17 protein-coding genes, 1 tRNA gene, 1 pseudogene and 1 riboswitch are annotated in these 19,140 nt (G+C 73.5%); of the genes and pseudogenes, 13 read left to right on the plus strand and 6 right to left on the minus strand.

What is annotated here, in order from left to right; genetic code table 11:
* Positions 1 to 24: 24 nt before the first annotated feature.
* From pgl to tkt, 5 genes are all read right to left on the minus strand, one after another.
* Positions 25 to 789, minus strand: coding sequence for a 6-phosphogluconolactonase (gene pgl, locus BCL65_RS15950; protein ID WP_106269503.1), 765 nt, complete (start codon positions 787 to 789; stop codon positions 25 to 27).
* Positions 786 to 1,721 (minus strand): glucose-6-phosphate dehydrogenase assembly protein OpcA, encoded by a 936-nt coding sequence (opcA, locus tag BCL65_RS15955; RefSeq protein ID WP_106269504.1) that lies wholly within the window; start codon positions 1,719 to 1,721, stop codon positions 786 to 788. The genes pgl and opcA overlap by 4 nt, the downstream gene beginning before the upstream one ends.
* A 29-nt stretch (positions 1,722 to 1,750) precedes the next feature.
* Complete coding sequence (gene zwf / locus BCL65_RS15960) at positions 1,751 to 3,292, minus strand: glucose-6-phosphate dehydrogenase (RefSeq protein ID WP_106269505.1); 1,542 nt, start codon at positions 3,290 to 3,292, stop codon at positions 1,751 to 1,753.
* Between the two features lie 60 nt (positions 3,293 to 3,352).
* Positions 3,353 to 4,465 (minus strand): transaldolase, encoded by a 1,113-nt coding sequence (gene tal, locus BCL65_RS15965; protein ID WP_106269506.1) that lies wholly within the window; start codon positions 4,463 to 4,465, stop codon positions 3,353 to 3,355.
* 102 nt (positions 4,466 to 4,567) lie between these two features.
* Positions 4,568 to 6,679, minus strand: a complete 2,112-nt coding sequence (gene tkt / locus BCL65_RS15970; RefSeq protein WP_106269507.1) for a transketolase — start codon at positions 6,677 to 6,679, stop codon at positions 4,568 to 4,570.
* Between the two features lie 350 nt (positions 6,680 to 7,029).
* On the opposite strand from tkt, the gene BCL65_RS15975 reads away from it, so the two are divergent.
* From BCL65_RS15975 to BCL65_RS16035, 13 genes are all read left to right on the plus strand, one after another.
* Positions 7,030 to 7,995, plus strand: coding sequence for a heme o synthase (locus BCL65_RS15975; protein WP_374956688.1), 966 nt, complete (start codon positions 7,030 to 7,032; stop codon positions 7,993 to 7,995).
* 34 nt (positions 7,996 to 8,029) lie between these two features.
* On the plus strand, positions 8,030 to 8,983 hold the full coding sequence (xerD, locus tag BCL65_RS15980; protein WP_243401117.1) for a site-specific tyrosine recombinase XerD: 954 nt from the start codon (positions 8,030 to 8,032) through the stop codon (positions 8,981 to 8,983).
* Positions 8,984 to 9,111: 128 nt separating this feature from the next.
* A complete protein-coding gene (locus BCL65_RS15985) occupies positions 9,112 to 10,020 on the plus strand; it encodes a ParA family protein (protein ID WP_106269530.1) in 909 nt (302 codons plus the stop codon).
* Positions 10,004 to 10,876: a segregation and condensation protein A gene (locus BCL65_RS15990; protein WP_106269508.1), complete on the plus strand. Its 873-nt coding sequence runs from the start codon at positions 10,004 to 10,006 to the stop codon at positions 10,874 to 10,876. Before BCL65_RS15985 ends, BCL65_RS15990 begins: the two co-directional genes overlap by 17 nt.
* Positions 10,873 to 11,541: an SMC-Scp complex subunit ScpB gene (gene scpB / locus BCL65_RS15995; RefSeq protein WP_106269509.1), complete on the plus strand. Its 669-nt coding sequence runs from the start codon at positions 10,873 to 10,875 to the stop codon at positions 11,539 to 11,541. Before BCL65_RS15990 ends, scpB begins: the two co-directional genes overlap by 4 nt.
* Positions 11,542 to 11,560: 19 nt before the next feature.
* Positions 11,561 to 12,370 carry a pseudouridine synthase gene (locus BCL65_RS16000; RefSeq protein WP_106269510.1) on the plus strand — a complete coding sequence of 270 codons (810 nt, stop codon included), beginning with the start codon at positions 11,561 to 11,563 and terminating at the stop codon, positions 12,368 to 12,370.
* A 50-nt stretch (positions 12,371 to 12,420) separates the two neighbouring features.
* Complete coding sequence (gene cmk, locus BCL65_RS16005; protein WP_106269511.1) at positions 12,421 to 13,110, plus strand: (d)CMP kinase; 690 nt, start codon at positions 12,421 to 12,423, stop codon at positions 13,108 to 13,110.
* Positions 13,111 to 13,210: 100 nt separating this feature from the next.
* Positions 13,211 to 14,740 (plus strand): ribosome biogenesis GTPase Der, encoded by a 1,530-nt coding sequence (der, locus tag BCL65_RS16010; protein WP_106269531.1) that lies wholly within the window; start codon positions 13,211 to 13,213, stop codon positions 14,738 to 14,740.
* 80 nt (positions 14,741 to 14,820) lie between these two features.
* A riboswitch (FMN riboswitch) is annotated at positions 14,821 to 14,951 on the plus strand.
* A gap of 128 nt (positions 14,952 to 15,079) precedes the next feature.
* Entirely contained in the window at positions 15,080 to 16,210 is a 1,131-nt protein-coding gene (ribD, locus tag BCL65_RS16015) for a bifunctional diaminohydroxyphosphoribosylaminopyrimidine deaminase/5-amino-6-(5-phosphoribosylamino)uracil reductase RibD (RefSeq protein WP_106269512.1), read from the plus strand.
* A complete protein-coding gene (locus BCL65_RS16020) occupies positions 16,210 to 16,812 on the plus strand; it encodes a riboflavin synthase (protein WP_106269513.1) in 603 nt (200 codons plus the stop codon). Before ribD ends, BCL65_RS16020 begins: the two co-directional genes overlap by 1 nt.
* The gene (locus BCL65_RS16025) at positions 16,809 to 18,101 is read left to right on the plus strand and encodes a bifunctional 3,4-dihydroxy-2-butanone-4-phosphate synthase/GTP cyclohydrolase II (RefSeq protein WP_106269514.1); all 1,293 of its coding nucleotides are present in this window, start codon (positions 16,809 to 16,811) and stop codon (positions 18,099 to 18,101) included. The genes BCL65_RS16020 and BCL65_RS16025 overlap by 4 nt, the downstream gene beginning before the upstream one ends.
* Positions 18,098 to 18,592, plus strand: a complete 495-nt coding sequence (gene ribH, locus BCL65_RS16030) for a 6,7-dimethyl-8-ribityllumazine synthase (RefSeq protein ID WP_106269515.1) — start codon at positions 18,098 to 18,100, stop codon at positions 18,590 to 18,592. The genes BCL65_RS16025 and ribH overlap by 4 nt, the downstream gene beginning before the upstream one ends.
* Positions 18,593 to 18,713: 121 nt before the next feature.
* Positions 18,714 to 18,787: transfer RNA gene (locus BCL65_RS16035), tRNA-Pro, on the plus strand.
* Here the strand turns inward: BCL65_RS16035 and BCL65_RS16040 are convergent.
* Positions 18,753 to 19,140, minus strand: a pseudogene (locus BCL65_RS16040) (hypothetical protein); the annotation flags it as partial. The gene BCL65_RS16035 and the pseudogene BCL65_RS16040 overlap by 35 nt on opposite strands.

The following is a 19,140-nucleotide window of genomic DNA, read 5'->3' on the forward strand; positions in this document are numbered from 1 at the left end:
CGGAGGACGTCGGTGCCGGACGACTCAGTCGCGACCCGCGGCGGCCGCGGCGTCGAGCAGCCACAAGGTGCGGTCGTGCCCGACGGCACGGACCGCCGGGACCTGCGTCACCGGTCCGTCCGCCAGCGCTGCCGCGGCCTGGGCGGCCTTCTCGGACCCGGCGGCGACGACCCACACCTCGCGCGCGTGCCCGATGGTCGCGAACGTCAGCGAGACGCGATCCGGCGGCGGCTTGGGGGAGTCGTGGACCGGCACGACGGCGCCCGCCGCGCCGAGCGCAGGATGCTCGGGGAAGAGTGACGCGACGTGCCCGTCCGGGCCCATGCCGAGCAGGAGCACGTCGAACGACGGCGTGGTGGCGTCCCCGGCCGCGTACCCGGCGAGCTCGGCGGCGTAGGCGGTGGCGGCGTCCTCGGCGGTAGCCGCCTCGCCCGGCCCGTCGCCGCGCGCCGGCACGGCATGGATGTTGCCTGCGGGCAGACCTGACGAGGCGACGAGGTCCTCCAGCAGGGCGTCGCGGGCCTGGGTCTCGTTCCGGTCGGCGTCGCCGGCCGGCAGGAACCGTTCGTCGCCCCACCACAGGTGCACGACCGACCAGTCGACCGCGGCCCGCAGCGGGCTGCCGGCGACCGCGGCGAGCGTCTTGATGCCGACCGTGCCGCCGGTGAGCACGACGTGCACCGGGCTGCGAACCGACTGCACGTCCAGGATCCGCGTGAGCAGGCGTGCCGCGGCAGCCTCGGCGAGGACGGTGGGGTCGGGATGGACGACGACCAGCCGGGTGCTCACGCGACCGCCTCGACCGTCTCGACCCGGGCCAGGCCCTTGGCGAGCACCTGGCCGTAGATCTCGTCGGGGTCCAGCCGCCGCAGCTCCTCGATGAGTGCCTCGGACAGCGAGCGGATGGGCAGGGACATGCGCCGTTCGGGCTTGCCGGGCTGGCTGATCGTCACCACCCGGCCGTCCGGGCGGTCGAGGACGATGGGGCCGCTGCGGCGCTCCAGCGTCACCCGGGTGATCGCGTCGGAGCCCTCGGTGCGTTCCACCGTCGCCGGGCACTTGAGCTTCAGCCCGAGCCATGCCGCCAGCAGGTCGAGCGAGGTGTGCTGGGTCTGCCCCTCGACGCGGACGGCGGTCACCGGCTCGTAGGGCGGCTGGTCGATCGCCGCGGCGATGAGGCCGCGCCACAGGGTGACGCGCGCCCAGGCCAGGTCCGTGTCACCCTCCGTGAACGACGCGGCGAGCCGCCCCAGCATCCCGACCGGGTCGCTCGCCGTCGTGGTGTCCGTGATCCGTCGCTGCGCCATGGCGCCCAGGGGGTCGGCGACCGGGTCGGCCGGGCCTCCCGTGGGCCACCAGACGACGATGGGCGCGTCCGGCAGCAGGAGGGGCATCACCAGCGTGTCGGGGTGGTCCCGCAGCGGCTCGGCGCACCGCAGCACCACGACCTCGCTGGCGCCGGCGTCCCCGCCGACGCGGATCTGCGCGTCGAGGCGGCCGGCCGTGCCGCGCGAGGCGAGGGGCGCGACGACGATGACCCGGCAGGGGTGCTCGTGGCTGGCCTCGTTGGCGGCGGCCACCGCCGCCTCGATGTCGTCCTCGACGGCGACGACGACCAGGGTCAGCACGCGGCCCAGCGCCACGGCGCCGCCCTCGTCGCGGAGGTGGTCGAGCCGCTTGCTGACGGCGTTGGTCGTGGTGTCCGGCATGTCGATGATCATGGCTGGTGCTCCTTCGTCGTGCCGGCGGGTCAGGGTCGGCGCCACGTGCGGCCGTCGCGGGCCATCATGGCGTCGGCGGACGGCGGGCCCCACGAGCCCGACGGGTACGGCTCCGGAGTGCCCTTGTGCGCCCAGTGCGCGATGACCGGGTCGAGGATCTTCCAGGAGAGCTCGACCTCCTCGCGGGTGGGGAAGAGCGGCGGGTCGCCCAGCAGGACGTCCAGGATCAGCCGCTCGTACGCCTCCGGGGAGGACTCGGTGAAGGAGTGGCCGTAGCCGAAGTCCATCGTGACGTCGCGGACCTCCATCGCCGTGCCGGGGACCTTGGCGCCGAAGCGGAGCGTGACGCCCTCGTCCGGCTGGACACGGATGACCAGGGCGTTGCTCCCGAGGTCGGACGTCAGCGAGCTCTCGAACGGCAGGTGCGGAGCCGTCTTGAACACGACGGCCACCTCCGTGACCCGCCGGCCGAGCCGCTTGCCGCTGCGCAGGTAGAAGGGGACGCCTGCCCACCGGCGGTTGTCGATGTCGAGCCGGATCGCGGCGTACGTCTCGGTGGTGGACTCCGGGTTGAAGCCCTCCTCCTCGAGGAAACCCACGACCTTCTCGCCGCCCTGCCAGGCCGAGGCGTACTGCCCGCGGGCCGTGTGGCGGGAGAGGTCGCGCGGCAGGCGGACGGAGGACAGCGCCTTGATCTTCTCGGCGCGCAGCGCGTCGGCGTCGAAGTCGACCGGCTCCTCCATGGCGACGAGGGCCAGCAGCTGCATCAGGTGGTTCTGGATGACGTCGCGGGCCGCGCCGACGCCGTCGTAGTACCCGGCCCGACCGCCGATGCCGATGTCCTCGGCCATCGTGATCTGGACGTGGTCGACGTAGTTGCTGTTCCACAGCGGCTCGAACATCTGGTTCGCGAAGCGCAGCGCCAGGATGTTCTGGACCGTCTCCTTGCCGAGGTAGTGGTCGATGCGGAACACGGACTCGGGCTCGAAGACCTTGGAGACGACCGAGTCCAGCTCCCGGGCGGACTCCAGGTCGTGGCCGAACGGCTTCTCGATGACCACGCGGCGCCAGGCCTCGTCCGGGGACTCCGAGAGGCCCGAGCGGGAGAGCTGCTCGCACACGAGGGGAAAGGCGCTCGGCGGCACCGAGAGGTAGAACGCGTGGTTGCCGCCCGTGCCGCGCTCGGCGTCGAGGTCCTCGACCGTCGTGCGCAGCCGCTCGAAGGCCTCCGGGTCGTCGAACGAGCCCTGGACGAACCGGATGCCCTCGCTGAGCTGCTGCCACGTCGCCTCGCGGAACGGGGTGCGAGCGTGCTCCTTGACGGCGTCGTGCACGATCTGCGCGAAGTCCTGGTCGTCCCACTCCCGGCGGGCGAACCCGGTCAGGGCGAAGCCGGGTGGCAGGAGCCCGCGGTTGGCGAGGTCGTAGACCGCCGGCATGAGCTTCTTGCGTGACAGGTCGCCCGTGACCCCGAAGATCACGAGGCCGCAGGGGCCGGCGATCCGGGGGAGCCGGAGGTCGAGGGGATCGCGCAGCGGGTTCTGCTCAGCAGTGATCTTGGCCGGTCTCACGGTGCCCCGTCTCTCTCGTGGTGCTGATCTGGTGATGCGTGGTGGTCGTCGCGCGAACGGTCAGCCGCGGGCGGCGTCGAGGCCGTTCTTGGTCGTGGTGAGCAGCTCGTCCCAGCTCTTCTCGAACTTGGACACGCCCTCCGCCTCGAGGCGGGCGGTGACCTCGGTCATCGAGACGCCCTGCGCCTCGACGGCCGCCAGCGTGGCGAGCGCCTGCTCGGCCGTGCCGGAGACGGTGTCGCCGGAGATCTCTCCATGGTCCGCGAAGGCGTCGAGCGTGGCCTCGGGCATGGTGTTGACGACGCCCGGTGCCACGAGCTCGGTGACGTACAGGGTGTCCGGGTAGGCGGGATCCTTCACGCCGGTCGACGCCCACAGCGGGCGCTGCGGCTGTGCCCCGGCGGCGGCCAGCGTCTGCCAGCGCTCCGAGGCGAACACCTCCTGGTAGGCGGCGTAGGCCAGACGGGCGTTGGCGATCGCAGCCTTGCCGCGCAGCGCGAGGGCCTCGTCCGTCCCGACGTCGGCGAGCGCGGAGTCCACGGCGGCGTCCACGCGGGAGACGAAGAACGAGGCGACCGAACCGATCGGACCCAGGTCGTGCCCCTGGGCCCGGGCCCGCTCCAGCCCCGTGAGGAACGCATCCATGACCTGGCGATAGCGGTCGATGGAGAAGATGAGGGTCACGTTGACGCTGAAACCGGCGGCGATCGTCTCGGTGATGGCCGGCAGGCCCTCGACGGTCGCGGGGATCTTGATCATGAGGTTGGGCCGGTCCACGGTGGTCCAGAGCCGGCGGGCGGTCTCGACGGTGGCCGCCGTGTCGCGGGCCAGCCGGGGGTCGACCTCGATGGAGACCCGGCCGTCCACGGTGCCGGTCGCGTCGTACACACCGCGCAGCACGTCGGCCGCGGACCGGACGTCGTCGGTGGTGATCGTCTCGACCGCCGCCTCCACGTCGGTGCCGGCCAGCTCCGCCAGCGCCGTGTCGTAGGCGTTCCCCGCGGAGAGCGCCCCGGCGAAGATGGTGGGGTTGGTGGTGACGCCGACGACGTCGTGGGTGTCGATGAGCCCGGCGAGGTTGCCGGTGTCGAGCCGCTCGCGCGACAGGTCGTCCAGCCAGATGGACACGCCTGCCTCGGAGAGGCGCCGGGTGGGTCGGTTCGTCTCGGTCATCTCAGGGTCTCCTGCCTCGACGTCGGTGGCCTCACCACCGCGTTCGTCACATGGTGGACGACGACGGCGGCCGACGCCTGCCGGCCGCCGTCGTCGGAGGTGCTACTCGCCGCGCACGGCCGCGACAGACTCGCGGGCGGCGGCGGCCACGGCCTCGGCGGTGATGCCGAACTCGCGGTAGAGCGTCTGGTAGTCGGCGGACGCACCGTAGTGCTCGAGCGAGATGCTGCGTCCGGCGTCGCCGACGATGTCCCGCCAGCCCTGCGCCACGCCGGCCTCGACCGAGACGCGCGCCCGGACCGCCGTCGGCAGCACCGACTCGCGGTAGGCGGCGTCCTGGCGGTCGAACCACTCACGGCTCGGGAGCGACACGACCCGCGCGGCGATGCCGTCGGCCGCGAGGAGCTCGCGCGCCTCGACCGCGAGCTGGACCTCGGAACCGGTGCCGACGAGGATGACGTCGGGCGTGCCGTCGGTGTCCAGCAGCGTGTAGCCGCCCTTGAGGGTGCCCTCCGCACCCGCGAAGCCCTCGGTGCCCCGGGGGAAGGTGGGCACGCCCTGGCGGGTCAGGACGAGGCCCGCGGGGTGGTCGCGGTTCTCGAGGATGCCGCGCCAGGCCCAGGCCGTCTCGTTGGCGTCCGCCGGGCGGACGATGTCGAGACCGGGGATGGCGCGCAGGGCGGCCAGGTGCTCCACCGGCTGGTGGGTCGGGCCGTCCTCGCCGAGGCCGATCGAGTCGTGGGTCCACACGAAGGTGCTCGGGATCCCCATGAGGGCGGCGAGCCGGACCGATGCGCGCATGTAGTCGGAGAACTGCAGGAACGTGCCGCCGTAGGGACGGGTGAGCCCGTGCAGGACGATGCCGTTGAGGATCGATCCCATGGCGTGCTCGCGGATGCCGAAGTGCAGGGTGCGGCCGTAGGGGTCGCCCGGGAACTTCTTCGTCGCGTGCTCGATCGGGACGAACGAGGTCGCCCCGTCCATGGTCGTGTTGTTCGACCCCGCGAGGTCGGCCGAGCCGCCCCAGAGCTCGGGCAGGACGTCGGCCAGCGCCGAGAGCACCTTGCCGGAGGCGGCGCGGGTCGCGACGCCCTTGGTGGACTCCTCGAACTCCGGCAGCGCGTCCGCCCAGCCCTCCGGGAGCTCGCCCGCCGTGAGTCGCTCGAGGAGCGCCGCCCGCTCGGGGCTCGCCGTGCGCCAGGCCTCGAAGGCGGTCTCCCACGCGGCGCGCTGGTCACCCTGGCGCTCGGCGACGGCGCGGGTGTACGCCAGCACGTCGTCGTCGATGTGGAAGGACTTCTCCGGGTCGAGGTCGAGGACCTTCTTCATGCCGGCGACCTCGTCGGCGCCCATGGCGGAGCCGTGGATGCCACCGGTGTTCTGCTTGGTGGGGGCCGGCCAGCCGATGATGGTGCGCAGCGCGATGATGGACGGCTTGCCCGTCTCGGCCTTCGCGGCGTCGAGCGCTGCGGCGAGCTCGGCGGTGTCCTCGGCGTAGCCCGTGCCGCCCTGCGTGAAGTCGACGCGCTGGGTGTGCCAGCCGTAGGCCTCGTAGCGCGCGAGCACGTCCTCGGTGAACGCGATGTCCGTGTCGTCCTCGATCGAGATCTTGTTGTCGTCCCAGATCACCACGAGGTTGCCGAGCTGCTGGTGGCCGGCGAGCGAGGACGCCTCGGAGGTGACGCCCTCCTGCAGGTCGCCGTCGGAGGCGATGACGTAGACGTGGTGGTCGAACGGGGAGGTGCCCGGCGCGGCGTCGGGGTCGAGCAGGCCCCGCTCGCGGCGTGCGCCGTAGGCCATGCCGACGGCGGACGCCAGGCCCTGGCCCAACGGACCGGTCGTGATCTCGACGCCGGGCGTGTGGCCGTACTCGGGGTGGCCCGGGGTCTGCGAGTCCCAGGTGCGCAGCGCGGCGATGTCGTCCATCTCCATGCCGTACCCGGCGAGGAAGAGCTGCAGGTACAGCGTCAGGGACGAGTGCCCGGCCGACAGCACGAACCGGTCGCGTCCGACCCAGGCCGGGTCGCTCGGGTCGTGGCGCATCGCCTTCTGGAAGAGCAGGTACGCGGCGGGCGCGAGGGAGATCGCCGTACCGGGGTGGCCGGAGCCGCACTTCTCGACGGCGTCGGCGGCGAGCGCCTTGATGGACTTGACCGCGCGCGCGTCGAGTTCGTTCCACTCGAGCGGCGACAGTGCGGGGTCGAACGCGTTCACGTATGCCTCTTTCCTGCCCGAGGCGTGGCCCCGGGAGCTCTGCTGCTGTGGCCGGGCGCGGCAGGCCTCGCCTCTGGCGGCGAGGACGGTCGCCGGGCGCAGCCGAGGGACCGGTGCGCACGACGGCACCAGTGCCCTGCGGTGTGCGTCTCCACACTAGCGGTGACGGCGGACCGACGCGTCCATGCCTCGGGACCGTCCCACGATGTGGGCGCGCGCCGAGCCGGCGGCCGGCCCTGCCCGGACCTTTCTCACACCCGGTCGGCGCCGCGCGGGGACGAGGGGTCGCACGGGTCGGCGTACGATGGAGCCGCCCGACCGACCCCCTCGCGAACGGAAGCATCACGCGCGTGAGCACCCCGAGCCGCACGACGTCCGACTCGTCGACGACACGCGCCGCCGTGCACCGTCCCGACGGCGCCCGCGGGGCGGCCTGGCGCGATCGCGTCGGCGCCTACGTCGCGCTCACCAAGCCGCGCATCATCGAGCTGCTGCTGGTGACCACGGTGCCGACGATGATCCTCGCGCAGGGCGGCCTGCCCGACCTGTGGCTGGTGGTCAAGACGCTCGTCGGCGGCGCCCTCGCGGCCGGTTCGGCCAACGCCTTCAACTGCTACCTCGACCGGGACATCGACGAGGTGATGAACCGGACGAAGCGTCGGCCGCTCGTCACCGGGGAGATCGTGCCGCGCAGCGCGCTGATCTTCGCCACGGCCCTGGGCGTCGTGTCGCTGGTGTGGTTCGCCTGGCTGGTCAACGTCCCGGCCGCCTGGCTGACCTTCGCGGCGATCGCCATCTACGTCGTCGGCTACACGATGATCCTCAAGCGGCGCACCTCGCAGAACATCGTCTGGGGCGGCATCGCCGGCTGCATGCCGGTGTTCATCGGCTGGGCGGCGGTGACCGAGTCGCTGAGCTGGGCCGCGCTGGCCCTGTTCGGCGTCATCTTCTTCTGGACGCCGCCGCACTACTGGCCGCTGTCGGTCAAGTTCAAGAAGGACTACGAGAACGCCGGCGTGCCGATGCTGCCCGTGGTCGCCTCGGACCGCCGCGTCGCGGCCGAGATGGTCGGGCACACGGTGGCGATGATCGCCTGCTCGCTCGCCCTGGTGCCGCTGGCCGGCATGACCTGGGTGTACACGGTCGTCGCCGCAGCCTCGGGCGGGTGGTTCCTGTGGCTCACCGTCGCCATGCTCCGCAAGGCCCAGGGGCGCTCGCGGGGCGGCCCGGGTGCGATGAAGGTGTTCCACGCCTCGATCACCTACCTCACCGTGCTGTTCGTCGCCGTCGCCGTGGACGTGTTCCTCCCGTTCTGACCTGCTGGCGGCCTGGACCGGGCATGATGGGCGCGTGAGCGCTCCCGCCGACCTGCTGCAGCCCGCCCTCGAGGCGGCGCTGCGCGACTACCTGGCGCACGTGCGGGTCGAGCGCGGCCTGTCGACCAACACCGTCGCGGCCTACCGGCGGGACCTGGGTCGCTACGCGAGGTACCTGGCAGAGGCCGGTCGCAGCGCGCTCGACGAGGTGACCGAGCACGACGTGAGGTCGTTCCTGGCGGCGGTCCGTGAGGGGTCGGACGGCGGGCGCGCCCTCTCGGCGGCGTCGGCCGCCCGTTCCCTCGCCGCCGTCCGGGGGTGGCACCGGTTCGCCCGCGCGGAGGGCCTGACGACCGAGGACCCGTCGGCCGAGGTGGCCGCGCCCACCCAGACACGACGGCTGCCGCACGCCCTGAGCGTGGACGCCGTCGCCCGGCTGCTCGCCGCCGCGTCGTCGGGGGACACCCCGGCCGGCCTGCGCGACCGGGCGCTGCTCGAGCTGCTGTACTCGACCGGCGGGCGGATCAGCGAGGTCGTCGGCCTGGACGTCGACGACGTGGGGTCCGACGCCCTGGTGCGCCTCTTCGGCAAGGGCAGCAAGGAGCGCATCGTCCCGGTCGGCTCGTACGCCCGGGACGCCGTGGACGCCTACCTGGTCCGGGCGCGTCCGGTGCTGGTCGCGGCGGGCTCCGCACGCGGCCGGAGCACCCCGGCGCTGTTCCTCAACACGCGGGGCGGCCGGCTCTCGCGGCAGAGCGCCTGGGCGGTGCTGCAGGGCGCGGCCGAGCGCGCGGGCCTGACCGAGCACGTCTCGCCGCACACGCTGCGGCACTCGTTCGCCACCCACCTGCTCGCCGGCGGCGCCGACGTCCGCGTGGTCCAGGAGCTGCTCGGTCACGCCTCGGTGACCACCACGCAGATCTACACGATGGTCACCCCCGAGGCGCTCCGGGAGGTCTACGCCGCCACCCACCCGCGGGCGCTGTAGCGGGCCGCGGCACGGCCGCGCGTCGGCCGGGGTGCCGATGTCCACCACGCCGCGCGGCGGACCGGTGCCCGGCACACCGCCGGTGTAGCGTGACGGACGTGAGCGACGCACCCGGGGGGAGCGACACGATGACGCAGCCTGCGACGGCCGAGAGCACGTTGCCCGGGATCCCGGGCCGAGGGCCGGAGGACGGACCGGCCACCGACGTGGTGGGTCGGCCGCTGCCCGAGTTCCCGGAGCCGCCGACGCGCGCGGGCCACGGCCCGGCGCGGATCGTGGCGATGTGCAACCAGAAGGGTGGCGTCGGCAAGACGACCACCACGATCAACCTGGGTGCAGCCCTGGCCGAGTACGGCCGCAGGGTGCTGCTGGTCGACTTCGACCCGCAGGGCGCCGCGTCGGTCGGGGTGGGGATCAGCCCGCACGAGCTCGACCTGAGCGTCTACAACCTGATCATGGACCGTGACGTCGAGCTGTCCGACGTCGTCCGGCCGACGGCCATCGAGCGGCTCGACGTGGTCCCCGCCAACATCGACCTCTCGGCGGCCGAGGTCCAGCTCGTCGGAGAGGTCGCCCGCGAGTCGATCTTGTCACGGGCGCTGCGCCCGGCGCTGGACGACTACGACGTGATCCTGGTCGACTGCCAGCCCTCCCTGGGGCTCCTGACCGTCAACGCGCTGACGGCCGCGCACGGCGTGCTCATCCCGCTGGAGTGCGAGTTCTTCGCGCTGCGCGGGGTCGCCCTCCTGGTCGAGACGATCGACAAGGTCAAGGACCGTCTCAACCCCGACCTGGAGGTCGACGGGATCCTGCCCACCATGTTCGACTCGCGCACGCTGCACTCGCGCGAGGTCGTGCAGCGGGTCCACGAGGCGTTCGGCGACACGCTGCTGCACACGGTCATCGGACGCACGGTGAAGTTCCCGGACGCCTCGGTGGCCGCCGAGCCGATCACCGCCTACGCCCCGACCCACCGCGGCGCGTCCGCCTACCGGCAGCTCGCGCGCGAGCTCGTGGCCCGTGGCCGCATCGCCTGACCCCGGTCGGACGGAGCCGCCGCGGGCCGGAGCCTTCACTGTCCACCTCGCCAACTTCGACGGTCCGTTCGACCTGCTGCTGTCCCTGATCAACGCTCGCAAGCTCGACGTCACCGAGGTCGCGCTGGCCGAGGTCACCGACGACTTCATGGCACACATCCGGGCCGCCGACTCCGCCTCGCGAGAGGCGGCCGGCCGCGGCGAGGAGCATCCCTCGTGGGACCTCGGCGTGGCGAGCGAGTTCCTGGTGGTCGCCGCGACGCTGCTGGACCTCAAGGCGGCCCGGCTGCTGCCGGGCATCGCCGAGGAGGACGCCGAGGACCTGGAGCTCCTGGAGGCCCGCGACCTGCTCTTCGCCCGGCTGCTGCAGTACCGCGCCTACAAGGAGGTCTCCGCGGTGCTGGCCGAGCGCCTGGCCACGGAGGGTCGGCGGGTGCCGCGCTCGGTGCCGATGGAGGCCCACCTGGCGGCGATGCTGCCCGAGCTCGTCTGGACCCTCGACGGCGACCGGATCGCCGCGCTCGCCGCGAAGGCGCTCGAGCCCCGGCTGCCCCCGGTGATCGGGCTGAGCCACCTGCACGCGCCCGCGGTCAGCGTGCGCGAGCAGGCTGCGGTGGTGGTCCGGCTCCTGCGTCGCGACCGCGTCGCGACCTTCCGTGCCCTCACGGCGGGCGAGGAACGCCTCGTGGTGGTGGCGCGGTTCCTGGCCCTGCTGGAGCTCTTCCGCAACGGTCAGGTGGCGTTCGACCAGGTCGCGGCACTCGGTGAGCTCACGGTGCGGTGGACGGGGGACGACGGCGGCGAGATCGGCGAGGAGTTCGAGGAGTTCGAGGGCGCCGTGGAGGGAGCCGCATGACCGACACCGAGACCGAGACCCCGGCCGGGTCCGACGCCGCGGCGCGACGAGACCGCACCGGGTCGGCGTCCAGCGCGAGCAGCGCTACGGAGCCGGTCGACGTCGACGAGCTCCCCGGCGGCCTGGAGGCCGCGCTCGAGTCGATCCTCATGGTCGCGGAGGCGCCGGTCGAGGTGGAGCGGTTGGCCGCCGCGGTCGGCCGCCCGACGGCGGAGGTCGCCGACGCGCTCGAGCGCCTGGCGGGGGAGTACCGCGGCGAGACGGGCCCGCGACCGCGGGGCTTCGAGCTGCGCCGCGGCGCGCAGGGCTGGCGCGTCTACTCCTCGCGGGAGCACGCCGAGGTCGTGAGCCGGTTCGTGCTCGAGGGACAGTCGTCCCGTCTGAGCCAGGCGGCGCTCGAGACGCTGGCGGTGGTCGCCTACCGGCAGCCCGTGACGCGCGGGCAGGTCTCCGCCGTGCGCGGTGTCAACGTCGACGGCGTGGTGCGCACGCTCCTGGCCCGCGGACTGGTGGCCGAGGTCGGGCAGGACCCGCTGTCCGGAGCGGTGCTGTTCGGCACCACGGCGGAGTTCCTGGACCGGATGGGCTGGTCGTCGCTCGACGAGCTCCCGCCGCTCGCCCCCCACCTGCCGGGCGTGGAAGCGGTCGGCGACCTCACCGACTGACGCCTGCGACAATAGGACCATGCCCACCTCACGCCGCGGCGGCCGCCGTCGTCCCCAGCAGTCGAACGCAGCACAGACCCCGCCGGTCGACGTCCACGTCGCCGACGGCGTCAGGCTGCAGAAGGTGCTCGCCCAGGCGGGGCTCGGCTCGCGCCGCAAGTGCGAGGAGCTGATCTCCGAGGCCCGCGTCGAGGTCGACGGCCAGATCGTCACGGAGCTGGGGGTGCGGATCGACCCGTCCACGGCGGTCGTCCGCGTGGACGGTATGACCGTCCAGCTCGACCCGTCGAAGATCACCGTCGCGGTCAACAAGCCGCTGGGCATGATCTCGGCCATGAGCGACCCCGACGGCCGGCCCACGGTGGCCGAGCTGGTCAAGGACCGCCCGGAGCGGCTGTTCCACGTCGGTCGCCTCGACGCGGACTCCGAGGGCCTGCTGCTCCTGACCAACGACGGCGAGCTCGGCAACCGGCTCGCGCACCCGAGCCACGAGATCCCCAAGACGTATCTCGTCACGGTCGAGGGCGGCGAGGTCTACCCGCGGATCATGAAGCAGCTCACCTCCGGGGTGGATCTCGACGACGGCAAGGCGCGCATGGACAAGGTGCGGGTCGTGGACGCGGTGCCCGGGCAGTCGATGCTGGAGGTCGTGCTGCACGAGGGTCGCAACCGCATCGTGCGGCGCATGTTCGAGGCCGTCGGTTTCCCTGTGACCCGCCTGGTGCGCACGCGCATCGGCCCGATCGCCCTGGGCGACCTCAAGGTCGGCCGGTCGCGCGTGCTGGGCCGCACCGAGCTCGGCACGCTCATGCGCGCCGTCGACCTCTGACCTCCTCCCGACCGCACCTGTACCCCACCCACTCACAGAAACGAGCAGCAGTGGTCACGATCGCCGTCGACGGTCCGTCCGGATCCGGCAAGTCCAGCGTCTCCAAGGCCGTCGCCGCCCGGCTCGGCCTCGCCTACCTCGACACGGGCGCCATGTACCGCGCGGCCACGCTGTGGTGCGTGCGCAGCGGCGTGGCTCTCGACGACACGGCGGCCGTGGCCGCCGCCGTGCGCGCGATGCCGCTGGAGATGGGCGTCGACCCCGCCGCGCCGGGGGTCGCCCTGGACGGGGACGACGTCGCCGCGGCGATCCGGACGACGGACGTCACCGCGGTCGTGTCGCAGGTCGCCACCAACCTGGACGTCCGCGACGAGCTGCGTCGTCGGCAGCGTGCCATCATCGCCGACGAGACCGTGGGCGGCTTCTCGGGTGGGCACGGCATCGTCGCGGAGGGCCGGGACATCACCACCGTCGTCGCGCCGGACGCGGACGCCCGTGTGCTGCTCGTGGCCAGCGAGGAGGCACGGCTGCGCCGCCGGTCCCTCGAGGTGCACGGCGTCGCCGACGCCACCTCCGTCGAGGCGACGCGGGACCAGGTGCTGCGCCGCGACCGCGACGACTCGACCGTGAGCACGTTCCACGTGGCCGCCGACGGCGTGGTCACGGTGGACTCCAGCGACCTGGACTTCGAGCAGACGGTCGAGGCCGTGCTCACCGTCGTGGAGCGCGCGGCCGTCTGACGACCGCAGGGCCGCCGTCGTGCCCGGCGTGACGCGCGTCTCGCCGGGCACGACGGTACGACGTGGTGCCGACCCGTGCGCACCTGGGACAATGGTCGGCATGACCCACCCCGCCGACGGCCCCGAGACCACGCCCGCCGACGTCGTCGACGACCCTGCCGAGGACACCGCGACCGTCGTGACCGAGTTCGTCGACGACGAGGCGCGCGAGCGCGCTCTGCGCGCCGGCCTGGAGGACTTCGAGCTCGACGACTCCGACCGCCTGCTGCTGTCCGACGAGTGGGACGACGACGGCTTCGCCCCCGCCGAGCACGCCCTGCCGGTGCTGGCCGTCGTGGGCCGGCCCAACGTCGGCAAGTCCACCCTCGTCAACCGGATCCTGGGCCGGCGCGAGGCGGTCGTCGAGGACACGCCGGGCGTGACCCGCGACCGCGTGAGCTATCCCGCCGAGTGGTCCGGGCGGCACTTCACGCTGGTCGACACGGGCGGCTGGGAGGTCGACGTCGCCGGGATCGAGTCCAAGGTGGCGGAGCAGGCCGAGGTCGCGATCTCCCTGGCCGACGCCGTCGTGTTCGTGGTGGACGCCCAGGTCGGCGCCACGGCGAGCGACGAGCGCGTGGTCGAGCTCCTGCGCCGTTCGGGCAAGCCGGTCGTGCTGTGCGCCAACAAGGTCGACGGCCCCGCCGGCGAGGCCGACGCCGCGTACCTGTGGGCGCTCGGGCTCGGCGAGCCGCGGCCGGTCTCCGCCCTGCACGGGCGCGGGACGGGGGACCTGCTGGACGCGGTGCTGGACGCGCTGCCCGAGCACTCCGCGCACGGCACCCTGCGACCCGAGGGTCCGCGACGGGTCGCCCTCGTGGGTCGCCCGAACGTCGGCAAGTCGTCGCTGCTGAACAAGATCGCGGGCTCCGAGCGCGTGGTCGTCGACGAGGTCGCCGGCACGACCCGTGACCCCGTGGACGAGCTCGTCGAGATCAAGGGCATCCCGTACTGGTTCGTGGACACCGCGGGCATCCGCCGCCGCGTGCACCAGACCAGCGGGGCCGACTTCTACGCCTCGCTGCGCACGCAGGCCGCCATCGAGAAGGCCGAGGTCTCGGTGGTGCTCGTGGACGCGTCGGTGCCGCTGACCGAGCAGGACACGCGGGTGATCTCCCAGGTGGTCGACTCCGGGCGGGCGCTGGTCATCGCGTACAACAAGTGGGACCTCATGGACGAGGACCGGCGTCCGTACCTGGAGCGCGAGATCGAGCGCGACCTGGTGCAGGTCACCTGGGCGCCCCGCGTCAACGTCTCGGCCCGGACGGGCTGGCACACGGACAAGCTGGTGCGGGCTCTCGAGACGTCGCTGGAGTCCTGGGACACCCGCATCCCGACCGGCCGGCTCAACGGCTTCCTCGGTGAGCTCGTCGCGGCGCACCCGCACCCCGTGCGCGGGGGCAAGCAGCCGCGCATCCTGTTCGCCACGCAGGCCTCGACGCGCCCGCCACGGTTCGTGCTGTTCGCCACGGGGTTCATCGAGGCGGGCTACCGCCGGTTCATCGAGCGCCGCCTGCGCGAGACGTTCGGGTTCGAGGGCTCGCCGATCTCGATCAGCGTGCGTGTCCGGGAGAAGCGCCGCCGGCGCTGAGTCCGCGCGCCCGGTGTGACCGGTGTCGCACCGGATGCCCGTGCTCGTGCGGTATCGTCGCAGCACGAACGAGCAACAGCTCGCGTGCTCTGGGGTCGGTGAAAATCCGAGCCGGCGGTGAAAGTCCGCGACCCGGTCACAGCCAGTGACCGGTTGACCAGGTGGAACTCCTGGACCGACGGTCAAAGTCCGGATGGGAAGACGCACGCGACGCCTTCGTCCGCTCGCCGGTGGTGTGGACCCGTCCACACCCGTGGTGCCTGGTGCACCGCGGGCCCGGCGCGCGGCGACGACGCCGTGCAGCCCCAGCGGTCCGCGACCGGACGACAGGGGCTGCCCATGACCACCGCCACGGCGGGACCCACCGTGAGACCCGCGGAGACCGACGCCATGCGTCGCGCCCTCGAGCTGGCCGCCACCGACGGCCTGGTCCTGGGCCCCAACCCGCGTGTCGGGTGCGTGCTGCTCGACGCCGACGGCGCCACGATCGCCGAGGGCTTCCACCGCGGCGCGGGAACGCCCCACGCCGAGACGGTCGCGCTGGCGAACGCGCGGGCCGCGGCCGGACCGGACGCGGCGCGCGGCGCCACCGCCGTCGTGACCCTCGAGCCGTGCGCCCACACCGGGCGCACCGGGCCGTGCGCACAGGCGCTGGTCGACGCCGGCGTCGGCCGCGTCGTGTTCGCCCAGCCGGACCCGAACCTGGTCGCCACCGGCGGCGGTGCGCTGCTGCACGCGGCCGGTGTCGACGTCGTCGGCGGGGTGCTGGGTGACGAGGCACGCACGCTCAACGCCGTCTGGACGCGGGCCATGGAGCTCGGCCGCCCGGTCGTGACCTGGAAGGTCGCCGCGAGCCTCGACGGGCGCACCGCCGCGGCCGACGGGACCTCCCGCTGGATCACCTCGGCCGCGGCGCGGGCGGACGTGCACCGGCTGCGCGCCTCCTGCGACACGGTGCTCGTGGGCACCGGCACCGTGGCCGCCGACGACCCGTCGTTGACGGTCCGCGACGCCGACCTGACCGGACCGCAGCCGCTGCGGGCCGTGATGGGCCGACGCGAGCTGCCGCCGTCGTCGCGGCTCGCCGTGCCGGCCGACGACGGGACCGAGACCCTGCACCTGCGCACCCATGACCCGCGCGAGGCGCTCGAGGCCCTGTGGGCCGCCGACCGTCGCCACGTGCTGCTCGAGGGCGGGGCCACCCTGGCCGCCGCCTTCTGGCGAGCGGGGCTCGTGGACGAGATGGTCGCCTACGTCGCGCCCGTGCTTCTCGGTGCCGGCCCTGCCGCCGTGGGCGACCTCGGCATCACCACCATCGCCGGGGCCGCGCGGCTCGACGTCGTCGACGTCGCCCTGCTCGCCGCAGGCACCCCCGGCACCCCCGGCACGGCCGGGGCCGACGGTCGGGCCGACGCCGGCCCGACCGAGACGAACGTGCGGCTCACCCTGCGGCCGCGGAAGGAGTCCTGATGTTCACCGGGATCGTGACCGAGCTCGGCACCGTCCGTGCCCTGGAGACCACCGCCGACGCGGCACGGCTGACCGTCGCCGCGTCGGACGTGCTCGACGGCGTCCGCCTGGGCGACTCGATCGCCGTCGACGGCTGCTGCCTGACGGTGACGGCCTTCGACGCCGAGACGTGGACCGCGGACCTCATGGCCGAGACGCTGCAGCGCACCTCGCTCGGCTCCCTGGCCCCGGGCGACCGGGTCAACCTCGAGCCGGCGCTGCCCGTCACCGGCCGCCTCGGCGGGCACATCGTGCAGGGGCACGTCGACGGCGTCGGCACGGTGCTCGCCCGGACACCGGGGGAGCGGTGGGAGGTCGTGGAGATCTCGCTGCCCATCGACCTGGCCCGCTACGTCGTGACCAAGGGGTCGATCGCCGTCGACGGCGTCTCGCTCACCGTGGTCGACGCCGGCACGGACCGGTTCGCCGTGAGCCTCATCCCCGAGACCCTCGAGCGCACCACGCTCGGCGCGCGGGCCGTGGGTGACCAGGTCAACCTGGAGACGGACGTGCTCGCGCGGCACGTCGAACGGCTGCTCGCGACGGCGGAGGTGACCTCGTGAGCGCGCCCGGCGCGACCGCGGTGGTGGAGCGGGTCGAGCGCGCGCTGGCGGCCGTGGCGGCGGGACGCGCCGTCGTCGTCGTCGACGACGAGCACCGCGAGAACGAGGGGGACCTCATCTTCGCCGCCGAGGCGGCGACACCCGAGCTGATGGGCTTCACCGTGCGGCACACGTCCGGGCTCGTCTGCGTCGCCGCGGACGGCGCCACGCTGGACCGGCTCGCCCTGCCCCTGATGGTCGCCGAGAACCGCGACGCCTTCCGCACCGCCTACACGGTGACCGTCGACGCGGCCGACGGCGTGACCACCGGCATCTCCGGCGCCGACCGGGCACGGACCGCGCGGACGCTCGCCGCGCCCGGCGCGGTGCCGGCGGACCTCACGCGGCCCGGTCACGTGCTGCCGCTGCGCGCCCGCGACGGCGGGGTGCTGGAGCGCCCCGGGCACACCGAGGCGGCCGTCGACCTCGCCCGGCTGGCCGGACGCGGCACCACCGGTGTGCTCGCCGAGCTCACGCACGACGACGGCACGATGATGCGGCTCCCGGCGTTGCGGGAGTTCGCCGCCGCGCACTCGCTGGAGCTGCTGAGCGTCGCCGACCTGGCGGCCTACCGGCGCCTGACCGAGGTGCTCGTGGACCGCCTCGCCGTGACACGGCTGCCCACGCGGCACGGGACGTTCACCGCGGTGGGGTACCGCGACCGGGTGACCGGGGACGAGCACGTGGCCCTCGTGGCGGGGGCGCTCGCGGACCTGGACGGCGACGGACCCGTCCTGGCCCGGGTGCACTCCGAGTGCCTCACCGGCGACGCGTTCGGCTCCCTGCGCTGCGACTGCGGGCCGCAGCTCGACGCCTCCCTGCGCGCCGTGCAGGAGGCGGGCCGCGGTGTGGTCGTCTACGTGCGCGGGCACGAGGGCCGGGGCATCGGACTCGTCGCCAAGCTCGCCGCCTACAGCCTGCAGGACGGCGGCCACGACACCATCGACGCGAACCTCGCCCAGGGGCTGCCGGTCGACTCCCGGGAGTACACGGCGGCCGCCCACGTGCTGCGCGACCTCGGGGTCGGCGCCGTGCGCTTGCTCACGAACAACCCGGCGAAGGTCGACGGCCTGCACGCCGGGGGAGTGGAGGTCGCCGAACGCCTGCCGCTGGCGATCCACCCCGCCCCGGACAACGTCGCCTACCTGCGGACCAAGCGGGACCGCATGGGGCACGACCTGCCCAACCTCGAACCCGACGAAGGAGCACCCGTGACCACTCGCCCCAGCTTGCCCGAGGCCGCCCGATGAGCGGCGCCGGAGCGCCCACGACACGGGCGACGGACTGCTCGGACCTGCGGGTCGCCGTCGTCGCCGCCTCCTGGCACGACACCGTGATGGGCGGCTTGCTGGACGGCGCCCTGCGGGCGTGCCAGGACCACCAGGTGGAGCCGGAGGTGCTGCGGGTACCGGGATCGTTCGAGCTGCCGGTGGCGGCCCAGGCCGCGGCGGCCGCGGGGTTCGACGCCGTCGTGGCGCTCGGCGTCGTCATCCGCGGCGGCACGCCTCACTTCGACTACGTGTGCGCGGCGGCCACCGACGGTCTGGGTCGGGTGGCCCTGGACCACACCGTCCCCGTGGGCTTCGGGCTGCTCACCTGCGACGACGAGGCCCAGGCACTGGACCGTGCCGGACTGCCCGGTTCCTCCGAGGACAAGGGCTACGAGGCCACGGCCGCGGCGCTCGCGACCGCGCGCGTCGTGCGCACGGTGCGCTCCACCGTGGTGGCCGACGTCCGGTGACCCCGCACACACCGGCCGCCGCGAGTGGACGAGCAGCGCCCGGTCTGGGGTAGTATTTCGGTCGGCCCTCCGGGGCCGAACCGGACTGGTTCCCGCGCTCCGGCGCGAGGGGCGGTCCGGACGGGCTGTGGCGCAGCTTGGTAGCGCACTTGACTGGGGGTCAAGGGGTCGCAGGTTCAAATCCTGTCAGCCCGACGTTGTGATGTCTCAGGACATCGGCAAGGCCCGGACCCACGAATGTGGGTTCGGGCCTTTGTCTTGTGTCGGTGGTGGTGGTGCCGCGTGGCTGGTAGTCGCGGGTGAGTTCGATGGTGAGCTCGCGCAGGATCTCGCCGGTGGCGGCGTTGATGATGCGCACGTCGTGGTCGTGGACGAGCAGCAGGACGTGGGTTCCTGCGTGGGGTCGTCCGATGCCGATGTGTCGGAGCTTGCCAGCGATGCGCAGGGTGACGCATCCGGTCTTGTCGATCTTGTCGCGGCGGAGCCGGTCGTGGCTGTCGGTTCGGTTGGTGGGGTCGGGGGCGGCTTTCGGTGTGGCGGTGTAGGCG

Origin of the sequence: Isoptericola halotolerans (genome assembly GCF_003003075.1) — a bacterium.
In the GTDB taxonomy this organism is placed as follows: domain Bacteria; phylum Actinomycetota; class Actinomycetes; order Actinomycetales; family Cellulomonadaceae; genus Isoptericola; species Isoptericola halotolerans_A.

Coding starts and splice junctions, on each gene's coding strand:
- opcA (WP_106269504.1), bottom strand. CDS start 1,721: ATGATCATCGACATGCCGGACACCACGACCAACGCCGTCAGCAAGCGG.
- tal (WP_106269506.1), bottom strand. CDS start 4,465: ATGACCGAGACGAACCGACCCACCCGGCGCCTCTCCGAGGCAGGCGTG.
- BCL65_RS15985 (WP_106269530.1), top strand. CDS start 9,112: ATGACGCAGCCTGCGACGGCCGAGAGCACGTTGCCCGGGATCCCGGGC.
- scpB (WP_106269509.1), top strand. CDS start 10,873: ATGACCGACACCGAGACCGAGACCCCGGCCGGGTCCGACGCCGCGGCG.
- BCL65_RS16000 (WP_106269510.1), top strand. CDS start 11,561: ATGCCCACCTCACGCCGCGGCGGCCGCCGTCGTCCCCAGCAGTCGAAC.
- der (WP_106269531.1), top strand. CDS start 13,211: ATGACCCACCCCGCCGACGGCCCCGAGACCACGCCCGCCGACGTCGTC.
- ribD (WP_106269512.1), top strand. CDS start 15,080: ATGACCACCGCCACGGCGGGACCCACCGTGAGACCCGCGGAGACCGAC.
- BCL65_RS16020 (WP_106269513.1), top strand. CDS start 16,210: ATGTTCACCGGGATCGTGACCGAGCTCGGCACCGTCCGTGCCCTGGAG.
- ribH (WP_106269515.1), top strand. CDS start 18,098: ATGAGCGGCGCCGGAGCGCCCACGACACGGGCGACGGACTGCTCGGAC.